General features: G+C 68.9%; 19 protein-coding genes. 9 read left to right on the top strand and 10 right to left on the bottom strand.

The features are described from left to right. Positions 1-11: 11 nt before the first annotated feature. The 7 genes from fabF to BLW27_RS03045 form a co-directional block, all read right to left on the bottom strand. Positions 12-1,277, bottom strand: a complete 1,266-nt coding sequence (fabF, locus tag BLW27_RS03075; protein WP_089879086.1) for a beta-ketoacyl-ACP synthase II — start codon at positions 1,275-1,277, stop codon at positions 12-14. 115 nt (positions 1,278-1,392) lie between these two features. After that, a complete protein-coding gene (locus BLW27_RS03070) occupies positions 1,393-2,193 on the bottom strand; it encodes a glycosyl transferase (protein ID WP_089879083.1) in 801 nt (266 codons plus the stop codon). Positions 2,194-2,354: 161 nt separating this feature from the next. Then, the gene (locus tag BLW27_RS03065; protein WP_089879080.1) at positions 2,355-3,065 is read right to left on the bottom strand and encodes an SDR family oxidoreductase; all 711 of its coding nucleotides are present in this window, start codon (positions 3,063-3,065) and stop codon (positions 2,355-2,357) included. 99 nt (positions 3,066-3,164) lie between these two features. Next, the gene (locus tag BLW27_RS03060; protein ID WP_089879077.1) at positions 3,165-4,331 is read right to left on the bottom strand and encodes a M20 aminoacylase family protein; all 1,167 of its coding nucleotides are present in this window, start codon (positions 4,329-4,331) and stop codon (positions 3,165-3,167) included. A 166-nt stretch (positions 4,332-4,497) separates the two neighbouring features. Then, entirely contained in the window at positions 4,498-5,655 is a 1,158-nt protein-coding gene (argE, locus tag BLW27_RS03055) for an acetylornithine deacetylase (RefSeq protein ID WP_089879075.1), read from the bottom strand. Positions 5,656-5,722: 67 nt separating this feature from the next. Further along, positions 5,723-6,640 carry an endonuclease/exonuclease/phosphatase family protein gene (locus BLW27_RS03050; RefSeq protein ID WP_089879072.1) on the bottom strand — a complete coding sequence of 306 codons (918 nt, stop codon included), beginning with the start codon at positions 6,638-6,640 and terminating at the stop codon, positions 5,723-5,725. Positions 6,641-6,733: 93 nt separating this feature from the next. Then, the gene (locus BLW27_RS03045; protein WP_089879069.1) at positions 6,734-8,566 is read right to left on the bottom strand and encodes an ABC transporter ATP-binding protein; all 1,833 of its coding nucleotides are present in this window, start codon (positions 8,564-8,566) and stop codon (positions 6,734-6,736) included. 261 nt (positions 8,567-8,827) lie between these two features. Here BLW27_RS03045 and BLW27_RS03040 point away from each other — a divergent pair, with 261 nt between their 5' ends. The 4 genes from BLW27_RS03040 to BLW27_RS03025 all read left to right on the top strand — a co-directional run bounded on the left by BLW27_RS03040 (position 8,828) and on the right by BLW27_RS03025 (position 13,978). Continuing rightward, a complete protein-coding gene (locus tag BLW27_RS03040; RefSeq protein WP_089879717.1) occupies positions 8,828-10,525 on the top strand; it encodes a peptide ABC transporter substrate-binding protein in 1,698 nt (565 codons plus the stop codon). A 121-nt stretch (positions 10,526-10,646) separates the two neighbouring features. Beyond that, positions 10,647-11,684, top strand: coding sequence for an ABC transporter permease (locus BLW27_RS03035; protein WP_089879066.1), 1,038 nt, complete (start codon positions 10,647-10,649; stop codon positions 11,682-11,684). After that, positions 11,677-12,669, top strand: coding sequence for an ABC transporter permease (locus tag BLW27_RS03030; protein WP_089879063.1), 993 nt, complete (start codon positions 11,677-11,679; stop codon positions 12,667-12,669). Before BLW27_RS03035 ends, BLW27_RS03030 begins: the two co-directional genes overlap by 8 nt. A gap of 253 nt (positions 12,670-12,922) precedes the next feature. Then, positions 12,923-13,978 carry a YeeE/YedE family protein gene (locus BLW27_RS03025; protein WP_089879060.1) on the top strand — a complete coding sequence of 352 codons (1,056 nt, stop codon included), beginning with the start codon at positions 12,923-12,925 and terminating at the stop codon, positions 13,976-13,978. A gap of 79 nt (positions 13,979-14,057) precedes the next feature. Here the strand turns inward: BLW27_RS03025 and BLW27_RS03020 are convergent, their stop codons facing one another. Further along, the gene (locus BLW27_RS03020; protein WP_089879057.1) at positions 14,058-15,356 is read right to left on the bottom strand and encodes a DUF3422 family protein; all 1,299 of its coding nucleotides are present in this window, start codon (positions 15,354-15,356) and stop codon (positions 14,058-14,060) included. A gap of 138 nt (positions 15,357-15,494) precedes the next feature. Next, entirely contained in the window at positions 15,495-15,911 is a 417-nt protein-coding gene (locus BLW27_RS03015; protein WP_089879055.1) for a DUF6314 family protein, read from the bottom strand. Positions 15,912-16,015: 104 nt separating this feature from the next. Here BLW27_RS03015 and purB point away from each other — a divergent pair, with 104 nt between their 5' ends. The 4 genes from purB (at position 16,016) to BLW27_RS02995 (ending at position 19,914) form a co-directional block, all read left to right on the top strand. After that, complete coding sequence (purB, locus tag BLW27_RS03010; RefSeq protein WP_089879052.1) at positions 16,016-17,323, top strand: adenylosuccinate lyase; 1,308 nt, start codon at positions 16,016-16,018, stop codon at positions 17,321-17,323. A gap of 76 nt (positions 17,324-17,399) precedes the next feature. Further along, on the top strand, positions 17,400-17,552 hold the full coding sequence (locus BLW27_RS03005; RefSeq protein ID WP_089879049.1) for an adenylosuccinate lyase: 153 nt from the start codon (positions 17,400-17,402) through the stop codon (positions 17,550-17,552). A 233-nt stretch (positions 17,553-17,785) separates the two neighbouring features. After that, the gene (locus tag BLW27_RS03000) at positions 17,786-18,871 is read left to right on the top strand and encodes a flagellar motor switch protein FliG (RefSeq protein WP_089879046.1); all 1,086 of its coding nucleotides are present in this window, start codon (positions 17,786-17,788) and stop codon (positions 18,869-18,871) included. Between the two features lie 98 nt (positions 18,872-18,969). After that, positions 18,970-19,914, top strand: coding sequence for a lysophospholipid acyltransferase family protein (locus tag BLW27_RS02995; protein WP_089879042.1), 945 nt, complete (start codon positions 18,970-18,972; stop codon positions 19,912-19,914). Here the strand turns inward: BLW27_RS02995 and BLW27_RS02990 are convergent. After that, positions 19,878-20,588 carry a DUF1223 domain-containing protein gene (locus BLW27_RS02990; RefSeq protein WP_089879039.1) on the bottom strand — a complete coding sequence of 237 codons (711 nt, stop codon included), beginning with the start codon at positions 20,586-20,588 and terminating at the stop codon, positions 19,878-19,880. The two genes, BLW27_RS02995 and BLW27_RS02990, sit on opposite strands and share 37 nt — an antisense overlap. A gap of 210 nt (positions 20,589-20,798) precedes the next feature. Here BLW27_RS02990 and acnA point away from each other — a divergent pair, with 210 nt between their 5' ends. Continuing rightward, the gene (acnA, locus tag BLW27_RS02985; RefSeq protein WP_089879036.1) at positions 20,799-23,585 is read left to right on the top strand and encodes an aconitate hydratase AcnA; all 2,787 of its coding nucleotides are present in this window, start codon (positions 20,799-20,801) and stop codon (positions 23,583-23,585) included. Positions 23,586-23,714: the final 129 nt, after the last annotated feature.

The following is a 23,714-nucleotide window of genomic DNA, read 5'->3' as shown; positions in this document are numbered from 1 at the left end:
ACTTAAGCCTTTCAGCTAGCCTGACCGAAGATCACGCTGGCATTGGTTCCGCCGAAGCCGAAGCTGTTGGACAGCGCGTAGCGCACCTCGCGCTCGCGCTTGGCATTGGGCGCGAGATCGAGCTTCGTCTCGCAGGCCGGGTTGTCGAGGTTGATCGTCGGCGGCGCAACCTGGTCGCGGATGGCGAGGATCGAGAACACCGCCTCAATCGCGCCGGCGGCGCCCAGCAGGTGGCCCGTCGCGGACTTCGTCGACGACATCGTCGCCTTCGCGGCCGCGTCGCCAAGCAGGCGCTCGACCGCGGCCAGTTCGATCGTGTCGGCCATGGTCGAGGTGCCGTGCGCGTTGATGTAGTCGATGTCGGCGGGCTGAAGCCCGGCATCCTTCAGCGCCGCGCGCATGGCGCGCTCGGCACCGTCGCCGGTTTCGGACGGGGCGGTGATGTGGTAGGCATCGCCCGACAGGCCGTAGCCGCAAACCTCGGCGTAGATCTTCGCGCCGCGGGCCCTGGCGTGCTCGTATTCCTCCAGTACGAGGACACCCGCGCCCTCGCCCATGACAAAACCGTCGCGGTCGGCATCGTAAGGCCGGCTGGCGGCCTTCGGATCGTCGCCGCGCTTGGTCGACAGCGCCTTGCAGGCGTTGAAACCCGCGATGCCGATCTCGGAGATCGCGGCCTCGGCGCCACCGGCGATCATCACGTCGGCGTCGCCGTACTTGATCAGCCGCGCCGCGTCGCCGATGGCATGCGCGCCGGTGGAACACGCGGTCACGACCGAGTGGTTCGGGCCCTTGAAGCCGTAGCGGATCGACACGTTGCCCGAGATCAGGTTGATCAGCGCACCGGGGATGAAGAACGGCGACACGCGGCGCGGGCCCTTATCGCGGATCAGCAGCGCGGTCTCGGCGATCGAGTTCAGCCCGCCGATGCCCGAGCCCAGCATGACGCCGGTGCGCTCGCGGGATTCCTCGTCCTCGGGCTTCCAGCCCGCGTCGCGGACGGCCTGCTCGGCGGCGGCGATGCCGAACAGGATGAACTCGTCGACCTTGCGCCGCTCCTTCTTGTCCATCCAGTCCTCGGGGTTGAACGTGCCGTCCGACCCGTCGCCGTAGGGGACTTCGCAGGCATAGGTGGTGGCCAGGTGGCCGGCGTCGAACTTGGTGATGGTGCCGGCCCCGGACTTGCCGTCCAGGATGCGGCTCCAGCTTTCCTCGACCCCGCAGGCCAGGGGCGTGACGAGCCCCAGACCGGTCACCACGACGCGCCGCTTTTCCATCGCTCTGCCCTTCCTCAACGTTGTCCGCTCGCTCTTAGCGCGACTGCCGGGGACGGGGCAAGGGCGCGGGTGCCGCGCCTCGCGGCGATCCGCCGCCGATGGCCGGAGGCTTCGCCTAGGCCCAGTCCGGCCCCAGATCCGCGCGCGCGCGGTCGATCCAGTGGTCGCGCAGCCAGTCGCAGGGCTTCGAGCGGCGGATGATCGACCCGGTGTAGCCCTCGACCGCCTGCGGCATCTTCGGCCGGCCGTGGAAGCACACGACGCGGGCGCCCTCGGGCAGGCGCGGCGAGCGCAGATAGTTCATCGGGAACGGGTTGCAATCGTACTTGAAGGACACGACCCATTCGCCGGGGATGTAGGTGAAGACGCCGCGGTCCATCGCCTTGTGCGAGGTGTATCGCTGTTCCGAGCCGCGCGCGGCCTCGACCTCGGCATAGGGGTTGGCGGCGACCTCGTCGTAGAGGAAGCCGTGCAGCGCCGGGTCGAACCGGAAGACCGAGCCGTGCCCGGTGGGCCGGCCCTTGCGCGCCTCGGTCCAGTCGTGGCGCATGGCGACGGTGCCGGTGGCAAGGTCGTGGATCGGATCGAGCGCGCCGGTGATCACGACGTCGAGATCGAAACCAAGAACGGGTCCTTCCAGATCGGGCACCAGCTCGGGGCGAAACAGCGAGACCTTGCGCATCGCGCCCTGCCGGTTGGCGACGGCCAGCGCCCGCGCCATCGGCTCGGCGAAGGGCTCGACCGGCAGCGGCAGGATCTCGATGTCCGGGTGCAGGCCCTCGGCATGCTCGGTCATGCACAGGAAGCGCACCGGGCGCGCCATGTTGCGCCGCACGCCGGAATAGAGCCGGTTGACGTATTCGGGGCCGAAGGCGGTGCCCCACTTGATGCACATGATGTTGGCGGGCGCGATCATGGGGTCGGCTTATGCCCTGCGCACCGTCGCGGCAAGAGGGGCCCCTGCCCCCGTTCTTCGGGCCCCGGTGATGTTTGCGGGCAGAAGTAGTCCCGAGGGGCTGCGGGACGGCGGGCGGGGCGATGATCCGGCGCAGCCGGGTCGAGCGGAGGCCGCAGGCCCTATTCGGCGTAGATCATCTTGCGCGTCATCCCGCCGTCGACCGTCAGCACCTGACCGGTGGTGAAGCCGGCGCGGGCAAGGTGATGCACCGCCTCGGCGATGTCCCGAGGCGTGCCGGCGCGGCCGACGGGATGCTGGGCGTGGTCGGTCTCGCTCAGTTCGGACGGGTCGCCCTTCCAGATCCAGCCGGGAGCCACCGCATTCACCCGCACCTCGGGGCCCAGCGACACGGCCAGCGCGTGGGTCAGGGCGCTGATGCCGCCCTTGCTGGCGGCGTAGGCCTCGCTGTCGGGCTCGCTCATCATCGCGCGGGTCGAGGAGATGTTCACGATCGCGCCGCGCGCGGCGCGCAGGTGCGGCACGGCGTGCTTGGCCATCAGGAACGGTCCCGTCAGGTTCACCGCCAGCCGGCGGTTCCACTCTTCCAGCGCAAGTTCCTCGACCGGGCCGGTTTCCGGATCGGCGATCCCGGCATTGTTGACCAGCAGGTCCAGCCCGCCTTCCAGCATGTCAGCGAGCGCGCCGAAGGCCGCCCGCACCGCCGATTCGTCGGACACGTCGCAGCGCACCTGCCGACCCGGACCGTCATCGTCGAAATGCAGGTCGAGCGCCGCGACGCGCCAGCCCTGCGCCTCGAGATGCTGGACGATGCCGCGCCCGATCCCGCGCGCGGCGCCCGTCACGATTACGGTGGGAAGCCTGTCGGCCATGAGGATCCTCCGGGATGCGTGCTTTCGCGGCACCAACCCCGCAGGACCCCTCGCGTTCCGGGCGCGGCCGGACGCCGCGCTCTGCCCGACCGACCCGGCTCAGCCGGCGAGCGGCATCCGGCGCTCGACGACCTCGGCCCACCACGAACAGCCCGCCGGGATCGCCTCGTCGGAGAAGTCGTATTCCGGGTGGTGCACCGCGGCCGTGTCGCCGTTGCCCACCAGGATGTAGGCGCCCGGGCGTTCCTCGAGCATGAAGGCGAAATCCTCGCCGCCCATGACCAGCGGCGCCTCGTCGCAGTCGCCCGAAACGGCGCGGGCCACGTCGCGGGCGAACTCGGTCTGCTCGGGGTGGTTGGCCATCACCGGGTAGCCGCGGTGGTACAGCACCTCGGCGGTGCCGCCGAAGGCGGTGGTGATGCCGGCGGCCAGTTCCTTGATCCGACGCTCGGCCAGGTCGCGCATTTCGCGGCTCATGGTGCGCACGGTGCCGCGCAGGTGCACCCGCTGCGGGATCACGTTGAAGGCCTTGGACGAGGTCTCGAACGCTGTCACCGACACCACCACCTGGTCCACCGGGTCGGCGTTGCGCGAGGCGATGGTCTGCATCGCCAGCACCAGCTGGCTGGCCATGACGGTCGTGTCCACGGTCTCCTGCGGCTTGGCGGCGTGGCCGCCCTTGCCGGTCAGGTGGATGTCGAACTGGTCGGTCGCGGCGAAGAACGCGCCCTCGCGGATGGCGAAACTGCCGACCGGGCGGCCAGGCCAGTTGTGCATGCCGTAGACTTCCTGAATGCCCCAGCGGCCCATGAGGTCGTCGTCGCACATCTCCTTGCCGCCGCCGCCGCCTTCCTCGGCGGGCTGGAAGATCACCACCACCGTGCCGTCGAAATTGCGCGTCTCGGACAGGTAGCGCGCGGCGCCCAGCAGCATGGCGGTGTGGCCGTCATGGCCGCAGGCATGCATCGCGCCGTCGGTCTTGGAAGCATGCGGAACGCCCGTCGCCTCGTGGATGGGCAGCGCGTCCATGTCGGCGCGCAGTCCGATCACCTTGCCCGAAGCGCTTTCGCGCCCCTTGATGACGCCCACCACGCCGGTGCGGCCGATGCCGGTTACCACCTCGTCGCAGCCGAATTCTTGCAGCTTTTCCGCCACCAGGGCCGAGGTCCGGTGCGTCTCGAACAGGATCTCTGGGTGCTGGTGAAGATCCCGCCGCCAGGCGGTGATCTCGTCGTGCAGTTCGGCGAAGCGGTTCTTGACCGGCATGGATACTCTCCCGTGGAATGATTGCGTCAGTGATACACCGGCGCGGCGCGTCTGCAAGGCGGTGCGGGACGGTCTGCCCGCGCCCGCATCCGGAGGTCCGGGCCCGGCATCGGCCGCGCCCGCCGGAGGACCGGCGGGTTCCGGCGTCGCTCAGCCGGCGGGGCGGCTACTTGAGCCGCTCCAGCAGCGATTCCATGAAGCGGCGGCCTTCCTCGAACTGCGCGACGGTGATGTACTCGTCGGGCTGGTGCGCGACGGCGATGTCGCCCGGTCCGCAGACCACGGAGTCGTAGCCGGCGGCCTGGAAATGGCTGGCCTCCGAGCCGTAGCTGACATGGTTGTCGGAATTGTCGCCCGTCAGCTGACGCGCCAGCGCCTCGGCGCCGTTGTTCTCGGTCGGGGCGAGCGGCGGAAGCGCGAACTTCTCGGTCATCTCTATGCGCGCCTCGGGGCGGATCGCCTGCATCGCCTGCGTCAGCTCGTCGGCCTTGGCCGTGGCGCGCTGGCGCCACTGGTCCAGCGTCTCGCCGGGGACGACGCGGAAGCCCAGCCCGAATTCGCAATCCTTGGCGGTGATGTTGTGCGCCGTGCCGCCGTGGATCTGGCCCACATGCGCGTTGGTGTAGGGCGGATCGAACAGGCCCGCCATGCCGACAGGGTCGGCCGCGGCCTGTTCGTCGTTCACCTGGTTGGCCCAGTCGATCAGCTTCGCGCCCCACATGATCGCCGACACGCCGCGGTCGAGGATCGAGGAATGCACCTCGAACCCGTGGACATGCACCCACCAGGTGACGCCGCCCTTGTGGCCGGTGACGACGCGCATCGACGTCGGCTCTCCGACCAGCACGTCCGAAGCGCGCGGCAGCGCGGCCATCGATTCGATCAGCGGCGGCGCGCCGGTGCAGCCGACTTCCTCGTCGTAGGACAGCGCGATCTGCAGCGGGCGCGAGACGCCGCAGTGCCGCGCCTCGACCATCGCCCAGATCGCCAGCGCATCGAAGCCCTTCATGTCGGTCGTGCCGCGGCCGAACAGTTTGCCGTCACGCTCGGTCACGGTGAAGGGCTCGGTCGTCCAGGCCTGGCCGTCGACCGGCACCACGTCGGTGTGGCCCGACAGCACGACGCCGCCCTCGACCTCGGGGCCCACATGGGCGAACAGCGCCGCCTTGTCGCGCGCCTCGTTCCAGTGGCGGTGGCAGACGATGCCGTGGTCGGTCAGGTAATCCTCGACCCAGTTGATCAGGCCCAGGTTGCTGTCGCGCGAGACGGTGGGAAACTCGACCAGCCGGTCGAGGATGTCGCGCGGGGAAAGCCGTCTGGCCATGGGGAACTCCTGCCGGTATGGGTCTGGTCGGCGGCACCTTAGGCGCCCCACCCCGCCCGGCACAAGGTCAGCGTAGCGCGATGTCGACCACCACCGGGTGATGGTCCGACGGCCAGACTCCGTCGTAGCGGCGCTGCATCACGAAGGGGCCGCCCAGCAGGTCGATGCCGGGCGACAGGCCGATATGGTCGATCGCGCCGAACAGATGCAGGCCGCGGTCGAAATGCATCGTGGCGCCCGGCACGCGCGGAAAGGTGACGCCGGCCTCGGCGATGCGGCGCATCGTCGGCGCGCCGTGCAGCGCGTTGAAGTCGCCCAGCACGATCACCGGCATCCCATCCGCGATCATCGGCGCGATGCGATCCCGCACCAGCGCGGCCGAGCGCAGGCGGTTGCCGCCGCTCGCCCAGTCGGTGTGCAGGTTGTAGACGCGGAAGACGCGCCCGTCGGCATCTGCGAACTCGGCCCAGGACGTGAACGCCGGGTAGGACCCGTCGAAGGTGGGCGAGTAGATGACGTCGGGCGTCTCGGAAAAGAAGAACCAGCCCTGGTCGCGCAGGCTCAGCCGGTCGGCGCGGTAGAGGATCGGCTGGGTCGAGGGGAAGGCCCGCCAGTCGCCGCTTGCCGCGGCGCGCCAGCCGGGATTGCGTTCCAGCAGCCAGTCGCGCGCCAGGTTCACCGCGCCGTCCGAGCCGCGCCGGAAGCTCTCCATCTCCTGGAAGGCGACGATGTCGGCCTTCAGATCCTTGAACGCGGCGTCCAGCGCGATCTTGCGCCGCTCCCAGTCGCCGCGCGACCACGGCCCGGCCTCCTGCCCCAGCAGGATGTAATGCACGTTGTGGCTGGTCACCCGCAGCGCGCCGGGCGCGGGCGGCGGCAGGTCGCCGGGGCGCGAGAACCACAGCTGCGCGGCGCAGCCGGCCAGCACCAGCACAACGACCAGCGCGCCCAGGGCCTTGGCTATCCGCCCGATCCAGCGCCGCATCGCCGTGCCCTTCTTTGATTCAGAAGTAGACCGCGTGACCTGCCCCGCAGGAGAACGAGGGGCAGCGCGTCAGGTCGCCCTGCCGGGCCGGTCTCAGTACCCGCTGTCGGTGGTCAGGACGAAATGACCCGGGCTGACCTCGGCATAGTCGGACGGCGCCGCCTGATAGTCCACCGGGTGGATCGGCGACGGGATCGGCTTGAAGTTCAGGTCCTTCTCGGTCTTGCGCCGGCGCGGATCGGCGATTGGCACGGCCTTCATCAGCGCCTGCGTGTAGGCGTGCTGCGGGTCCTCGAACACGGCGCGGCGCGGGCCGATCTCGACGATCCGGCCCAGGTACATCACGCCCACGTTGTGGCTGACCCGCTCGACCACGGCCATGTCGTGGCTGATGAAAACGTAGGACAGTTCAAGCTCGGCCTGCAGCTCCATCATCAGGTTCAGAACCTGCGCCTGTACGCTGACGTCGAGTGCCGAGACGGCCTCGTCCGCGACGATCAACTTGGGGTTGAGCGCGAGCGCGCGGGCGATGGCGATTCGCTGGCGCTGGCCGCCGGACAATTCGTGCGGGAAGCGGCGCATGAAGCTGCGCGGCAGCTCGACCCGGTCGAACAGGCCCGCGACGCGGTCCATGACCTCGGACCCGCGCGCGGTGCGGTAGTTGTGGATCGGCTCGGCCACCTGGTCGGCCAGCTGCATCTGCGGGTTGAGCGAGGCGAACGGGTCCTGGAAGATCATCTGCATCTCGCGCCGCGCATCGCGCAACCCGCGCGGCGACAGCGCCATGACGTCGGTGCCGTCGAGGTCGATCGTCCCGGAGGTCGGCTCCACCAGCCGCAGCAGCGACCGGCCGGCGCTGGACTTGCCGCAGCCCGATTCGCCCACGAGGCTGAGCGTCTGGCCCTTGTTGAGCGTGAAGGACACGTCCTCGACCGCGTGCACGTTGGCGATGTGGCGCCGGAAGAAGCCGCCGCGCACCGGGAAGCGTGTGGTCAGGTTCTTGACGGTCAGCAGCGGCTCGTTCCGGCCGGGGATCGGCTCGATCTTCTGGTCCGTGCGGCCGAACAGCTTCATCGGCTCGGGATAATCCTTGCCGGTCATCTCGCCCAGCTTCGGGACCGCCGCCAGAAGCGCCTGCGTGTAGGGATGCTGCGGCGCCTCGAAGATCTGCTCGACGGGGCCTTCCTCGACCTTCTTGCCGCGGAACATGACCACCACGCGGTCGGCCATCTGCGCGACCACCGCCATGTCGTGGGTGATGAACATCACGGCGGTGCCGGTCTCGCGCTTGAGGCGGTCCATCAGGGCCAGGATCTCGGCCTGGATGGTGACGTCCAGCGCGGTGGTCGGCTCGTCCGCGATCAGCAGCCGCGGCTTGCACGCCATCGCCATGGCGATCACCACGCGCTGGCGCATGCCGCCCGACAATTCGTGCGGGTATTGCTGCAAGCGGCGCTCGGGCTCGGGGATGCGCACCTCGCGCAGCAACTCCAGCGCGCGCGCCTCGGCCTGCTTGCGCGACAGGCCGCGATGCACGCGCAGCCCCTCGGTCAGCTGCTTGCCGACCGTGAAGGTCGGGTTGAGCGCGGTCATCGGCTCCTGAAAGATCATGCCGATCTCGTTGCCGCGGATGGTGCGCATCAGCGACTGGTCGGCCGTGGTCAGGTCCAGCTCTTCGCCGGTCTTGCGGTCGAACAGCATACGGCCGCCGGCGATGTCGCCGCCGCCGTATTCGATCAGCCGCATCAGCGACAGCGAGGACACGGATTTGCCGGACCCGGATTCGCCCACCACGCAGACGGTCTCTCCGGCGTTGATGTCGAACGACACGTCCTCGACGCCGACGACGCGGCCGTCCTTGGTCTCGAACTCGACGCGCAGGCGGTCGATCTGGGCAATGGGGCCTCGCGGCGCGGCATCGAGCATGTGGCTGTATCCCTGTGGTCGCCGCCGACGCTAGCCGCAGCGGATCGGGGGTGTCAAACATCCGGGCGGGCGACGCAAGGCAAGGCTTGCAATTTCGCTCTGCGGTGGTTTCGATGACGGCAGGACCGCCGGTCCGGGCCGGGATCGGCGCGACGCGGGCGAGTCCGACAACACCAAGAGGCGGCCGGATGCCCGACTACCGGGCCGCGCCCAAGCAAGAGGGCCGGATGTCAAACCGGCCCGTCCAACATGGAGAGCGACATGAGATTGAGAACCCTGATGCTCGGCGCCGCGGCGGCCGTGGCGCTGGCGCCGATGGCCCAGGCGCAGCGTGCCAGCGACGGCGAGGTGCGCATCATCTACTGGCAGGCCCCGTCGATCATGAACCCGTTCCTGTCGGGCGGCACCAAGGACATCGAGGCCGCGTCGATGGTGATCGAGCCGCTGGCGCGCTACGACGAGACCGGCACCCTGGTCCCGTGGCTGGTCGAGGAGATCCCCACCGTCGACAACGGCGGCGTGTCCGAGGACATGACCCAGATCACCTGGAACATCACGCCCGGCATCACCTGGTCGGACGGCACGCCCTTCACGTCGGAAGACGTGCGGTTCACCTACGAGTACTGCACCGACCCCAAGGGCGGCTGCGCACAGCTGACCAAGTTCGAGACCGTCAAGTCGGTCGAGACGCCGGACGAGCACACGGTCGTGGTCACCTTCAACGAACCCACGCCGAACCCCTACGGGCCCTTCGTCGGCGGTGAAAGCCCGATCCTGCAGGCGGCGCAGTTCGCCGAGTGCCTCGGCGCCGCGGCCTCGACCTGCACCGAAGCGAACTTCAACCCGATCGGCACCGGGCCCTTCGTCGTCACCGAGTTCCGGCCCAACGACGTGATCTCGCTGAAGGCCAACGAGAATTTCCGCGACCCGAACAAGCCCGCCTTCGCGACCGCGACCCTGAAGGGTGGCGGCGACGCCGCGGCCGCCGGCACCGCCGTGATGGAGACGGGCGAGTTCGACTACGCCTGGAACCTGCAGCTTGCGCCCGACGTGATCGCGCGCATGGAAGAGGGCGGCCAGGGCGAGGCCGTCGCGGGCTTCGGGCCGCTGATGGAGCGCATCATGCTCAACAACACCAACCCGGACCCGAGCCTTGGGCCGGACGAGCGTTCGGTCATCCGCCCGCACCCGTTCCTGCAGGAACCGGCGGTCTACAAGGCCATGTCCATGGCCATCGACCGGCCGCTTCTGGTCGAGATCGGCTATGGCCAGGCCGGCCGCGTGACCTGTTCCTGGGTTCCCGCGCCCGAACCCTACGCCATCGACGTCGAGGGCTGCGACACGCAGGACATCGAGGGCGCCAAGGCGCTGCTGGATGAGGCCGGCATCGTCGACACCGACGGCGACGGCGTCCGCGAACACGAAGGCACGCCGCTGTCGATCGTTTACCAGACCTCGACCAACGCGGTGCGCCAGGACTTCCAGGCGCTGATCAAGGATTGGTGGGAGCAGATCGGCATGGAAGTCGAGCTGCGCAACATCGATTCCTCGGTGTTCTTCGGCGGCGACCCGGGCAGCCCGGACACGTTCCAGAAGTTCTACGCCGACGTCGAGATGTACGCCAACACGTACAACGGCACCGACCCGCAGGTCTATTTCGGCAACGCGCTGTGCGACAAGGCTCCGCGCCCCGAGACCCAGTGGCAGGGCGAGAACATCAGCCGCTTCTGCAGCGAGGAATACGACGCGCTGCATGAAGAGCTGACCCAGACCGCCGACCTGGAAGAGCGCTACCGGATCGGCCGCGAGCTCAACCGCATGGTGTACGAGCAAGGCGGGATGATCCCGCTGGTGCACCGCGGCCGCCTGTCGGCGAAATCCAACACGCTGGGCGGCGTCGTCCTGAACGTGTGGGATTCCGAGCTGTGGAACGTCGCGGACTGGTACCGCGAGGAGTGATCCACAGGCAGCGGCGGGCAATCCCGCCGCGTTTCGTGCGCCTTTCGCGAGGGGCGGGTTGATCCCCGCCCCTCGTTGCATAAAGGTCGCTTGAACCACCACGCAAGAACCGGGGCGTGCGATGCTGACTTACGCGACACGACGTCTGATCCTGTCGATTCCGACGCTGCTGTTCATCAGCTTCGTCATCTTCATGCTGCTGCAGCTCGCCCCCGGCGACCCGATGGCGCAGGTCCCCCTGACCGTGCCCCCGGAAGTGAAGCAGAAAATGCGCGAGGCGCTTGGCCTCGGCCAGCCTCCGCTGGTCCAGTACTGGAAGTGGCTGGTCCAGATCCTGTGGATCGAGCCGCAGGTCCTGATCGACTGGCTGACCCGCGAAAGCTGGCTTCTGGGCTGGCTGCCAGACACGAACCTCTACGACGGCCAGCTGCGCGTGATCTCGTGGCAGACCCGCAGCCCGGTGATGGACATCATCATCCAGCGCATCCCGCAGACGCTCACCGTGGTCGGCATCGCCTACATCGTGGGTATCCTGATCGCGCTACCGATCGGGATCTACTCGGCCTACCGGCAATACTCCGTCTTCGACCAGGCCGGCACCTTCGTGACGATGATCGGCTTCTCAGTGCCGCCGTTCTTCACCGGCCCGCTGCTGATCGTGATCTTCTCGGTCCAGCTGGGCTGGTTCCCGTCGATCTACGACACGACCCACGTCGTGACCGACTGGGCAAGCTTCAAGGTGCAGCTTCAGCAGATGATCATGCCGGTGATGGTGCTGGCGCTGCAGATCACCGCTCAGCTGTCGCGCTACATGCGCGCCTCGATGCTGGACAACCTCAACCAGGACTACGTCCGCACCGCCCGCGCCAAGGGCCTGTCCGAGATCGTCACCGTGATGGTCCACGTGCTGCGCAACTCGATGATCCCGGTGGTGACCGTGATCGCGCTGGGCGTTCCCGCGATCTTCGGCGGCGCGATCATCACCGAGCAGGTCTTCAAGGTGAACGGGATCGGCCAGCTGCTGATCACCGCGCTCTTCGCCAACGACCTGCCGATGGTCATGACCGTCACCTTCTTCTTCGCCGTGCTGATCGTGCTGTTCAACCTGATCGCCGACATCCTCTACGGCGTGCTCGACCCGAGGATCCGCTATGACTGAACCCGTCGTCGCGTCCCCCGCCACCGACGAAGTCGCCATCGAGGCCCTGCGCGACCGCGAGCCCTCGCGCCCCCCGCGCAGCCAGTGGCGCGACGTCTGGGACCAGCTGCGCAAGCACAAGGGCGCCATGTTCGGCGCGGGATTCCTGCTGTTCATCACGCTCGCCGTGCTGATCGGCCCGTTCATCTGGACGGCCGACCCGCAGCAGATCGACATCCGCAACAAGGACATGCGCCCGATCTACACCGCGCTGTGGGATTCCGGCGCCAAGGTCAGCTGGGCCAAGCCGCTGGGGTCGGACCAGCTGGGCCGCGACCAACTGGCGCAGATGATCGCCGGCGGGCGGGCCTCGATGGCCGTCGGTTGGGCGGCGATGATCCTCAGCCTGGTGATCGGCACCGCGATCGGCGTCATCGCGGGCTACTTCAAGCGTCTCGACGGCCCGCTGATGCGGATGACCGACCTGTTCCTGTCGCTGCCGATCCTGCCGCTGCTGCTCGTCGCCGTGACCCTGTTCCGCCAGCCGCTTCGCGCGGGCTTCGGCCCCGAGGGCGGCATGTTCATCCTGATCGTGACGGTGATCGCGGTGACATCGTGGATGCCCACCGCGCGCATCGTGCGCGGCGACATCCTGGCCATCAAGGAGCGCGAATTCGTGCTGGCCGCGCGATCCATCGGCACCACCAGCCGCCGGATCATCTCGCGCCACCTGCTGCCGAACGTGCTGTCGCCGATCATGGTCTCGGCGGCGCTGGGGCTGGCCACGGCGATCATCACCGAAAGCGCGCTGTCCTTCCTGGGCGTGGGCTTTCCGTCCGACTTCCCCACCTGGGGCAAGATGCTGGCCGACGCCGTCACCCGGATGGAGCAGTTCCCCGAGCGCGTGCTCCTGCCCGGCATCGCGATCTCGCTGACCGTGCTGAGCGTCAACTACCTGGGCGACGGCCTGCGCGACGCCCTCGACCCGAGGATCCGCGGGCGCTAGCCGCCCAGCGCGCGAGGCACACATCCCATCGGCAGGGCCGCGCCGGCGCGAAAAAGGACGTGCGTCGTCCTTCCCGGCCCTGCCCGAACAGCCGGCCCTCCGGTTCGCGAACCCGCGAAACGGGCGTTTTCGCCCCCGCTGCTGCGGCGGAACCCTGTTTCGCGCCCGCACGGCCGCCCTGCCCCTGCCGGCCTTGCCCCAACGGCAACGCCGCGCCATGTCACAGCGGTAATCGAATGCGGGAGCACCAGTAATGTATGAATCCCTCGGCATCACCAGCCTGACCGCGCCGCAGGCGGCGGTCGTCTTCGCCGCGCTGCTGGGCCTCGCCTTCGGCGTCCTGGCCGAGCGCACAGGCTTCTGCTTTCGCCGCTCGCTGGTCGGCACGGACCGGCGGCAGGCGCTGGGCGTCTGGATGACCGCGCTGGCCACCGCCGTGCTGGGCACGCAGGCCGCGGCCATCGCCGGCTGGATCGACTTCGCCGACCACCGCTTCATGGCCTCGGGCCTTCCCGTCGTGGCGATTGCGGCGGGCGGCCTGCTGTTCGGCGCCGGCATGGTGCTGGCGCGTGGCTGCGCGTCGCGCCTGACGATCCTGACCGGCACCGGCAACCTGCGTGCGCTGGCCGTGCTTCTGGTCTTCGCCATCGCCGCGCATGCCACGCTCAAGGGCGTGCTCGCGCCGCTGCGCACCAACCTGGGCGCCTGGACCCTGCCGATGGGCGACGGCGTCTCGCTGGCGTCGCTGCCCGGCGGCGCGCCGGTCTGGGCCGCGCTGATCGCGCTGGGCGCGCTGGCGCTGGCGCTTCGGTCGGGCAACCGCGTCCGCGCGCTGCTGGGCGGTGCCGCGATCGGCGCGCTGGTGCCGCTGGCCTGGGTCGGCACCGGGCTGGTCCTCTACGACGACTTCGACCCGATCGCGCTGGAAAGCCTCAGCTTCACCTCGCCCTGGGCGGACACGCTGTTCTGGACGGTCGCCTCGTCCTCGATCCCGGCCGGTTTCGGCGTCGGTCTCATCGGCGGCGCGCTGGCGGGCAGCCTGCTGTCGTCACTGGTCTTCCGCAGCTTCGCCTGGCAGAGCTTCTCCGAGCCGCGCGAAACCGGCCGCTACCTGACCGGCGGCGCGCTGATGGGCGTGGGCGGCGTGCTGGCGGGCGGCTGCACCGTGGGCGCGGGCCTAGCGGGCGTCCCCACCCTGTCGCTCGCCGCGATCCTGGCGCTGGGCGCGATCGCCGTGGGCGCACTGCTGACCCATGCGGCGCTGGGGCGGGCATCCGGTGCGCGCCTCTTCGCCCAGCCTGCCGAGTGACCGCGCGCCTTCCCGGGATGTGCAAGCCCTGGCTTCGAGCAAATGACTGACCGGCGGGCGCCGCAGCCGCGGCCGCCGGTCAAATATCCGGCCCGGCCTTCTCCATCGCGTGCCGGATGCGGCGGATCATGAACCACACCAGCGCGACGACCGGCAGCGTCACCGCCGCGATCAGCGCTCCCTTCGAGACACCGACGACATCCGCCAGCGGATAAAGCAGGTATCCAGCCAGCGACACGGCGTAATAGCTGATCGCCACCACCGAGAGCCCCTCGACCGTCTTCTGCAACTGCAACTGCAACTCGGCGCGCCGGTTCATGCTTTCCAGCAATTGCTGGTTCTGCGCCGCGCGCCCGACCTCGACCCGCGTGCGCAGCAGGTCGGCGGCGCGCGTGGCGCGTTCGGCCATCGTCTCCAGCCGCGCCCGCGCCGATTTCACCGTTCGCATCGCCGGATCGAAGCGGCGCATCATGAACTCGGCGAAGATCTGCCGGCCCTCGAACCGCTCCTCGCGCAGGACCGAGATCCGCTGCCCGACGATCGCCTCGTAGGCGCCGGTCGCCCCCATGCGGAAGGACACCTGCGCCGAAAGGCTCTCAAGCTCGGCCGACACGCTCAGCAGCGCCTTCAGCGTCTCCTCCTCGGGGCCCTCGCGCTGGGTCATCGCCTCCATCAGGCGGGTCAGTTCGGCGTCGATCTCGCCCATCCGGGGGCCGATCTGCCTGACGCGGGAAAAGCCGAGCATCGACATCGCCTTGTAGGTCTCGATCTCGCACAGGCGCTGGACGATGCGCCCCACGCGCCGCGCGCCGATGCCCGCGCTGGCGAAGACGGCGAAGCGCTGGTGCCCCGCCGGGTCTATGCGGAAATCGCCCGCCACCACGGCGTCGTCGTCGATGACCCGGCTGACCGCCACGCTCTCGGGCACGAACCAGTCCTGCACCGCCTCGCCGATCGCCGCGTCATCCGGGCGCGGGATCACCCGCAGCAGCGCCGAGGTCACGCGCACGCCGGGCGCCTCGTCCAGCCACGCGTCGGGAAAGACGTCGAAGTCCTTTGGATCGAAGGCGCGCTCGCCCGAGCCCTGCAGGAAAACCGTGTAGGTCACGAACTCGGTGTGCTGCTCCCATTTCAACAGGTGCTTGCCGATCCGCCCCGAGTAATGCGTGGCTCCGGGCTGCGGATGCGCAGCGCCGTAGCGGTCCAGCAGGTCGGTCAGGTGGCGCAGGTCCAGCGCCCGGTCCCGCGCCGCCGCGGCCCGCGCCTTCTTGATCGCGAGGTAGACCGCGCGGCACGGCACCTGCAGCGACGGAAAGGGCCTTGCGTGCAGCTCGTTCGCCAACTGGTAGCGCAGCGGGTGGTCCTGGATCGGCGGCATCGCGTCCCTTTCCTTTGCCGCCAACGTAAAGACGGCCGCGCCAAAGTAAAGACGATTTATCAAGCACTATCAGTCTGTTACGCGAATACATCGGTATACCGCGCCGTGCGCCCCGAATCCGCCATGCTTTCCGGCCGCTTACCCTTCGGGCGCGTAGAGCCCGTGCATCGCGTAATCCTTGCGCGGCCCCCGCACCCGCCAGGTGCAGCGCCAGCGCGGCCATTCGGCGAAATCGTAGGTCGCCTCGTAGCGGTCTGGCGGGCAGTCGTGCGCGACCCGGCCGCCCAGCGGCGGCACCGCGTGGAAGAACCGCCCGTCCTGGAACCGCACCTGCAGGGCCTCGTCCCAGAGATACCGCCGCTCGGCCTGCACCGCGACGCCGTCGGGCAGCGTCAACGTGCCGGTCTCGAGGCAGAGCGCGCCACCGCCTTCGGCGCGCCACTCGGCGCGGCCATCGAAGCGCGCCACCGACCCGTCGCCGTGACGGATCTGACGCTCCAGCCGCCATGATCCGATGAAATCGGCCAGCCGCCTGCCCTGCCCGGTGTCGCTCATGGCGCGGTGATGCCACGCCCCGCCGGGCCCCGCAATCGCTTGTCCGCACGCGCCGCGCGCCCTATGAGGCAGGCGACCCTTGACGCTGCGAAAAGGCCCCGCCGATGATCCCCCGCTATTCCCGCCCCGAGATGACCGCCATCTGGAGCCCCGAGACCAAGTTCCGCATCTGGTTCGAGATCGAGGCCCATGCCTGCGACGCGCAGGCCGCCCTGGGCGTCATCCCGAAAGCGAACGCCGAGGCCGTCTGGAAGGCCAGGGACGTGGAATTCGACGTCGCCCGCATCGACGAGATCGAGGCCGAGACCCGCCACGACGTGATCGCCTTCCTCACCCACCTGGCCGAGATCGTGGGCGCCGACGAGGCGCGCTTCGTCCACCAGGGCATGACCTCGTCGGACGTGCTGGACACCACGTTCAACGTGCAGCTGGTGCGCGCCGCCGACATCCTGATCGCCGACCTCGAGGGCCTGCTGGCCGCGCTCAAGCGCCGCGCGTATGAGCACAAGGACACCATCCGCATCGGCCGCAGCCACGGCATCCACGCCGAGCCCACGACGATGGGCCTGACCTTCGCGCGCTTCTATGCCGAGATGGACCGCAACCTGTCGCGCATGCGCGATGCGCGGTCCGAGATCGCCACCGGCGCCATCAGCGGCGCAGTCGGCACCTTCGCCAACATCGACCCCGCAGTCGAGGAGCACGTCTGCGACAAGCTGGGCCTCGTCCCCGAGCCGATCAGCACGCAGGTCATCCCGCGCGACCGCCACGCCGCCTTCTTCGCCACGCTGGGCGTGATCGCGTCGAGCGTCGAGAACGTCGCGACCGAGATCCGCCACATGCAGCGCACCGAGGTGCTGGAAGCGGCCGAGTTCTTCTCGATGGGGCAGAAGGGTTCCAGCGCGATGCCGCACAAGAAGAACCCCGTGCTCACCGAGAACCTGACCGGCCTCGCGCGGCTGGTGCGCATGGCGGTGATCCCGGCGATGGAAAACGTGCCGCTCTGGCACGAGCGCGACATCTCGCACAGCTCGGTCGAGCGCAACATCGGCCCCGACACCACGATCACGCTGGATTTCGCGCTGCATCGCCTCACTGGCGTGATCGACAAGCTGCTGGTCTACCCGCAGAACATGCTGGACAACATGAACAAGTTCCCCGGCCTCGTCATGTCGCAGCGCGTGCTACTGGCGCTGACGCAGGCCGGTGTCAGCCGCGAGGACGCCTACCGCCTGGTGCAGCGCAACGCGATGAAGGTCTGGGACCACCGCACCGACTTCCGCGAGGAGCTGCTGGCCGACCCCGAGGTCCGCGCCGCCCTGTCCGAGGACGAGATCAACGAGAAGTTCGACCTCGGCTATCACACCAAGCACGTGGACACGATCTTCGCCCGCGTCTTCGGAGAGTCGTGACGCGCGCAGCAAAGACGTTTTGACGCAAGGTAAACCGGTGCTACCATTCCCGCATCCGGAAAAAGGATGACAGACGATGCTCAGAACGCTTTTCGCAGCCGCGGCCCTGACGCTTGTGCCCGCCCTGGCCAGCGCCGCGTGCGACGCCCATGACCGGCAGGCCATGTCCTGCACCGACGGCATGATCTACGACGCCGCGACCAATACCTGCAAGGTGGTGTCCGGCTGATCCTGCGCCACGGACGATCGATCGGGGGCGGCCTAGGGGCCGCCCCCTTTCGTTCGAGCGTCCTTCCCGCGACGGCCTTCCCCTGACCATGCCGCGCGTTTTTCCAAGCGATCCACGTCACTTGCCACCCGACTTTCCCGGGCGGGTTTAACCGTGCGGAAACCAGTTGGCCCTATCGCTGACGGGGGCGCGGGATGCCGGCCGCGCCGCCCACCGACGGAGCTGCCCGCACCATGACCCGCCTGCCTGCCCTCACCGCCGCCGCGGCCGCGGCCTCCCTGCCGGCCCCCGGCGTCGTCCGCGACGCAAGCCTGCTGTCGCGCAAGGCCAAGGCCGCGATCATCGTCCAGGTGATGCTGAACGAGGGCGCGGACATCCCGCTGTCCTCGCTGCCCGACGAACACCAGACCGAACTGACCGTGCTGCTGGGCAAGATGCGCTACATCGACCGCGTCACCCTGAACGCGGTGATCGAGGAATTCGTCGAGGAACTGGATGGCGTCGGCCTGTCCTTCCCGGGCCATATCGGCGGGGCGCTCGACGCGCTCGAAGGCAAGATCAGCGCGCAGACCGCCATCCGCCTGCGCAAGGAGGCCGGCGTGCGCCAGATCGGCGACCCCTGGAAGCGGATAAACGCGCTCGACGTCGCGAAGCTGGTCCACCTCGTCAGCAACGAATCGATCCAGGTGGCGGCGGTGATGATGTCGAAGATCGACGTCGCGCGCGCCGCCGAGGTTCTGGCCAAGCTGCCCGGCGACCGCGCCCGCCAGATCAGCTACGCCGTGTCTATGACCACCGGCGTCACCCCCGACGCCGTCGACCGCATCGGGTTGTCGATCGCCACGCAGCTCGATGCCGAGCCGCCGCGCGCCTTCAAGGCCATGCCCGACGAACGGCTGGGCGAGATCCTGAACTTCTCGACCTCGGCGGCGCGCGAGACGCTGCTGGGCGCGCTGGAACAGGACGACGCGCAATTCGCGGAACGCGTGCGCAAGGCGATCTTCACCTTCGCCACCATCCCCAACAGGATCAAGCCCGCAGACGTGCCCAAGATCACCCGCGACGTGCCCGCCGACGTTCTGTCCACCGCCTTCGCCGCCGCCGAAAGCGACGAGGACCGTGCCGCCGTGGACTTCATCAAGGCCAACATCTCGAAACGCATGGGCGCCACCCTGCAGGAAGACGCCGACGCGCTGGGCAAGGTCGGCACGAAGACGGGCGAACGCGCGATGACCGACGTCATCGCCGTCATCCGGCAGCTGATCGACAGCGGAGAGATCACCCTGCGCCGCCCGGACGAAGAAGACGCCGAGGACTGACACTGGCCCCGACCGGCAAGGATCGGCCCGGCGCAGGCCGCCGGCTTGTCGATCCGTGGCACGGCGTCTAGGAACGGCGCAGCCTTGTGGGTGGATGCGTGTCACGACCAGACGAAAAGAAACGGCCCGCCGCGCGCCGCAGCCCCGCGCGTGACCGCGCCAGCGATCTCGCGATCCGGGGGCTGATCCGCGCGGCCTTGGCGCTGCCGCTGCGCCCGCGGCTCGCGCTGATGGGCCGCACGATGCGCGCGCTCTCCCCCGCGCTGGGCTGGCAGGACCGCGCGATGGCGAACCTCGCCCATGTCTGGCCCGACATGGCGCCGGACGACCAGCGCCGCATCGCCCGCGCGGTGGCCGACAATGCCGGCCGCACCATGATCGAGAATTACGATCCCGCCGGACTGGTGACCCGCATGCGCGACGCCCCCGTCCGGGGCGACGGCCTTCCGGCGGTCGAGGCCGCCCGCGCCGAAGGCCGCCCCGTCCTGTTCGTCACCGGCCATTACGGCAATTTCGAAGCCCCCCGCGCGGCCCTCGTCGCGCGCGGCTACCGGATCGGCGGGCTCTACCGGCCGATGGCCAACCCGTTCTTCAACGCGCATTACGCCGCCAACATGCACGCCCTGTCCGACCCGGTCTTCGAGCAGGGCCGGCGCGGGACGATGGGCCTGCTGCGCCATATCCGCGACGGCGGCATGGGTGTGCTGCTGTTCGACGTCTACGACAGCGCGGGCGTTCCGATCGACTTCCTGGGCCAGCCCGCACCCACGCTGCTGTCGGCGGCCGAGATCGCGCTGCGGACCGACGCTCTGATGGTGCCGTTCTTCGGCATCCGCCGGCCCGACGGCATGTCCTTCGACGCGGTGTTCGAGGCGCCGATCCCCCACGGCGAGCCGCGCGCCATGATGGAAGACGCGACGCGCCGGCTCGAGGCCCGGATCGAGGCCGATCCCGGCCAGTGGTTCTGGATTCACCGCCGCTGGAAACCCGGCCGCCAGGCGAGGCGTCAGCGCAAGCGGACAGCGGCCAGTATGGGGCCGTAATCGGCCTTCTGGACCAGCACCACCACGCCCGAAGGCCCCGCCACCGGCACGGACGCGTCGAATGCGCCGGTTCCGTCCCAGCGTGCCGCGACGTCCCATTCCTCGACGATATGCGTATAGGTCAGCCGCTTGCCGGCGTTCTCGCCGCTTGAGATCTCCATCTCGACGCTGTCGGCGTAGCGCACGACATGCACGTCCACCGGCCCCACCGGCCCGGCCGCGGCCGAGGCCCGGATCGCCAGCGTGCCGCCCTCGCGCGCGATCTCCAGCTCCACCGGCGCCGGCGTGGCGGCGTGGCGCGCGACCAGCGCGGCAACCTGGTCGGGGGCCGAACCCACGGCGTGATGCTGCCCGTCGACCACCACCTGCGGCGTGTAGATGGTCTTCCACCCGCCTGCGCGGGCATAGCCCTTCTGCCGCTTGGTGAAGGCCGATTGCGCGAAGCGGTCCGGCCAGCCGATGTAGTCCCAGTAATCCACGTGCAGCGCCAGCGCGATCACCTCGTCGTGCTGTTCCGCCAGCCGCGCGAGGTTGGCATCCGCCGGCGGACAGGACGCGCATCCCTGCGAGGTGAAGAGCTCGACCACCACCGGGTCCTGCTGCGCCCGCGCGGCTGGCGGCAGCAGCGAAACGCCAAGGCAGAGAACGAAAATGGCGGCAAACGGCGTTCGCATCTGGCAAGGCACCCCTGATGGTGGACGCCCCCATGTAACCGGCGATGCTGCGAATGAACAATCAACCAATTGCGAGACGCCGTGACGCGTGCGCCCGCGGCAGAAATTGTGTGCGACGGTATACAAATTCGCTGCACCCCCTTGATCGGTCCCATGGCATGATGCAGATAGCAGGCAGCCATCACACGCATCAGCCACACGGAGAGATCCATGCCCATCACGGTCGGACACGACAGCGCGGGCACGCGCAGAACGCTTTCGGCGGGCGGCTCGACCCTCGCCTATTATTCCATTCCCGCCGCGCAGGAGGCGGGGCTTGGCGATTTCTCGCGGCTTCCGGCGGCGTTGAAGGTCGTGCTGGAAAACATGCTGCGGTTCGAGGACGGCAAGACCGTCACCATCGACGACATCAAGGCCTTCGCCGCCTGGGCCAAGAACGGCGGCAAGGGCGACCGGGAACTCGCCTACCGCCCGGCCCGCGTGCTGATGCAGGATTTCACCGGCGTGCCGGCGGTGGTCGACCTGGCCGCGATGCGCGACGGCATCAAGGCCCTGGGCGGCGACGCGCAGAAGATCAACCCGCTGAACCCGGTCGACCTGGTCATCGACCACAGCGTGATGATCGACGAGTTCGGCAACCCGCGCGCCTTCCAGATGAACGTCGACCGCGAATACGAGCGCAACTTCGAGCGCTACCAGTTCCTCAAGTGGGGCCAGGGCGCGTTCAACAACTTCCGCGTGGTGCCGCCGGGCACCGGCATCTGCCACCAGGTGAACCTCGAATACCTCGCCCAGACCGTCTGGAGCGACGTGGACCAGAACGGCGAGGAAGTCGCCTACCCGGACACGCTGGTGGGCACCGACAGCCACACCACCATGGTCAACGGCGCGGCCGTGCTCGGCTGGGGCGTCGGCGGGATCGAGGCCGAGGCCGCGATGCTGGGCCAGCCGATCTCGATGCTGATCCCCGAAGTGGTCGGCTTCGAGCTGACCGGCCGCATGATGGAAGGCACCACCGGCACCGACCTCGTGCTCAAGGTCGTCGAGATGCTGCGCGAGAAGGGCGTCGTCGGCAAGTTCGTCGAGTTCTTCGGCGAAGGCCTCGACCACCTGCCGCTGGCCGACCGCGCGACGATCGCCAACATGGCGCCGGAATACGGCGCCACCTGCGGCTTCTTCCCGATCGATGACGAGACGCTGCGCTACCTCACGCAGACCGGCCGCGACAAGGATCGCGTGGCGCTGGTCGAGGCCTACGCCAAGGCCAACGGCATGTGGCGCGACGCGGACTACGCGCCGGTCTACACCGACACGCTCAAGCTGGACATGAACACGATCGTCCCGGCGATCTCCGGCCCCAAGCGCCCGCAAGACTACATCGCGCTCGACCGCGCGGCGCAGGCCTTCGGCCAGTACGTCAAGGGCATCCGCGACAAGAAGGACGTCAACGTCGTGGCCGAGGGCCGCTGGGAGGGCGAGGGCGGCGCGCCCGAGCCGGTCGACATCCCCGGCGACGAGGGCCACCACAACCGCGGCTTCGTCAAGACCAAGGACGGCCATTACCAGCTGCATGACGGCTCGATCGTGATCGCCTCGATCACGTCGTGCACCAACACGTCGAACCCCTACGTGATGATCGGCGCCGGCCTCGTCGCCCGCAAGGCGCGCGAGAAGGGCCTGAACCGCAAGCCGTGGGTCAAGACCTCGCTCGCGCCCGGCAGCCAGGTCGTGTCGCACTACCTGGAAGCCGCCGGCCTGCAGGAGGATCTGGACGCCATCGGCTTCAACCTCGTGGGCTACGGCTGCACCACCTGCATCGGCAACTCGGGCCCGCTGGCCGAGGAGATCAGCCAGTGCATCGCCGACAACGACCTGATCGGCACCTCGGTCCTGTCGGGCAACCGCAACTTCGAGGGGCGCATCTCGCCCGACGTGCGCGCCAACTACCTGGCCTCGCCGCCGCTGGTGGTGGCCTATGCGCTGGCCGGCGACATGAACGTCGACATCTCGAAGGACCCGCTGGGCACCGACAAGGACGGCAATCCCGTGTACCTCAAGGACATCTGGCCCACCCAGAAGGAAATCGCCGATCTGGTCGAGCGCACCGTCACCCGCGAGGCCTTCCAGGAGAAGTACGCCGACGTCTTCAAGGGCGACGAGAAGTGGCAGTCGGTCGAGACCACCGACGCCGAGACCTACGACTGGCCGGCGACCTCGACCTACGTGCAGAACCCGCCCTACTTCCAGGACATGGACCCCGAGCCGGGCACGATCGACAACGTGCAGGGCGCGCGCATCCTGGCGCTTCTGGGCGACATGATCACCACCGACCACATCAGCCCGGCGGGCAGCTTCAAGTCGGAGACGCCGGCCGGCAAGTACCTGACCGAGCGCCAGGTCTCCCCGCGCGAGTTCAACTCGTACGGCTCGCGCCGCGGCAACCACGAGGTGATGATGCGCGGCACCTTCGCCAACATCCGCATCCGCAACGAGATGCTGGACAATGTCGAGGGCGGCTACACCAAGGGCCCCGACGGCAGCCAGATGTCGATCTACGACGCGGCGATGGCCTACCAGGAGCAGGGCACCCCGCTGGTGGTCTTCGGCGGCGAGCAGTACGGCGCCGGCTCCAGCCGGGACTGGGCGGCCAAGGGCACCGCGCTGCTGGGCGTCAAGGCGGTCATCGCCGAGTCGTTCGAGCGCATCCACCGCAGCAACCTCGTCGGCATGGGCGTCATCCCGTTCGAGTTCACCGGCGGCGACACCCGCAAGACGCTGGGCCTGACCGGGGAGGAAACGGTCGACATCACCGGCCTCGAGGACGTGAAGCCCGGGCAGGACACGCCCTGCACGATCACCTACGCCGACGGCACGACTAAGGAGATCACCCTCAAGTGCCGGATCGACACCGCGATCGAGCGTGAATATGTCGAGCACGGCGGCGTGCTGCACTACGTGCTGCGCGACCTCGCAAAGCGGCCCGTCGCCGCCGAGTGACCGGCCGCCCGCCGAAGGAACGACGAAAGGCCCCCTGCTCAGGCAGGGGGCCTTTTTTCCCGGGCGATTGCTTTCCCGGGCAACGATCCGCCGCCGGCCACGGCAAAGCCGTGCACGCGGCCGATCCCC

Origin of the sequence: Citreimonas salinaria (assembly GCF_900107235.1) — a bacterium.
Lineage (GTDB): Bacteria > Pseudomonadota > Alphaproteobacteria > Rhodobacterales > Rhodobacteraceae > Citreimonas > Citreimonas salinaria.
The sequence above is the reverse complement of the archived record's forward strand: the minus strand, read 5'-3'. Positions and strand labels throughout refer to the sequence as shown.

Bases quoted from the DNA above. Each gene is read 5' to 3' on its own strand.
- fabF (WP_089879086.1), bottom strand. From the start codon at position 1,277: ATGGAAAAGCGGCGCGTCGTGGTGACCGGTCTGGGGCTCGTCACGCCC.
- BLW27_RS03070 (WP_089879083.1), bottom strand. From the start codon at position 2,193: ATGATCGCGCCCGCCAACATCATGTGCATCAAGTGGGGCACCGCCTTC.
- BLW27_RS03065 (WP_089879080.1), bottom strand. From the start codon at position 3,065: ATGGCCGACAGGCTTCCCACCGTAATCGTGACGGGCGCCGCGCGCGGG.
- BLW27_RS03060 (WP_089879077.1), bottom strand. From the start codon at position 4,331: ATGCCGGTCAAGAACCGCTTCGCCGAACTGCACGACGAGATCACCGCC.
- argE (WP_089879075.1), bottom strand. From the start codon at position 5,655: ATGGCCAGACGGCTTTCCCCGCGCGACATCCTCGACCGGCTGGTCGAG.
- BLW27_RS03050 (WP_089879072.1), bottom strand. From the start codon at position 6,640: ATGCGGCGCTGGATCGGGCGGATAGCCAAGGCCCTGGGCGCGCTGGTC.
- BLW27_RS03045 (WP_089879069.1), bottom strand. From the start codon at position 8,566: ATGCTCGATGCCGCGCCGCGAGGCCCCATTGCCCAGATCGACCGCCTG.
- BLW27_RS03040 (WP_089879717.1), top strand. From the start codon at position 8,828: ATGAGATTGAGAACCCTGATGCTCGGCGCCGCGGCGGCCGTGGCGCTG.
- BLW27_RS03035 (WP_089879066.1), top strand. From the start codon at position 10,647: ATGCTGACTTACGCGACACGACGTCTGATCCTGTCGATTCCGACGCTG.
- BLW27_RS03030 (WP_089879063.1), top strand. From the start codon at position 11,677: ATGACTGAACCCGTCGTCGCGTCCCCCGCCACCGACGAAGTCGCCATC.
- BLW27_RS03025 (WP_089879060.1), top strand. From the start codon at position 12,923: ATGTATGAATCCCTCGGCATCACCAGCCTGACCGCGCCGCAGGCGGCG.
- BLW27_RS03020 (WP_089879057.1), bottom strand. From the start codon at position 15,356: ATGCCGCCGATCCAGGACCACCCGCTGCGCTACCAGTTGGCGAACGAG.
- BLW27_RS03015 (WP_089879055.1), bottom strand. From the start codon at position 15,911: ATGAGCGACACCGGGCAGGGCAGGCGGCTGGCCGATTTCATCGGATCA.
- purB (WP_089879052.1), top strand. From the start codon at position 16,016: ATGATCCCCCGCTATTCCCGCCCCGAGATGACCGCCATCTGGAGCCCC.
- BLW27_RS03005 (WP_089879049.1), top strand. From the start codon at position 17,400: ATGCTCAGAACGCTTTTCGCAGCCGCGGCCCTGACGCTTGTGCCCGCC.
- BLW27_RS03000 (WP_089879046.1), top strand. From the start codon at position 17,786: ATGACCCGCCTGCCTGCCCTCACCGCCGCCGCGGCCGCGGCCTCCCTG.
- BLW27_RS02990 (WP_089879039.1), bottom strand. From the start codon at position 20,588: ATGCGAACGCCGTTTGCCGCCATTTTCGTTCTCTGCCTTGGCGTTTCG.
- acnA (WP_089879036.1), top strand. From the start codon at position 20,799: ATGCCCATCACGGTCGGACACGACAGCGCGGGCACGCGCAGAACGCTT.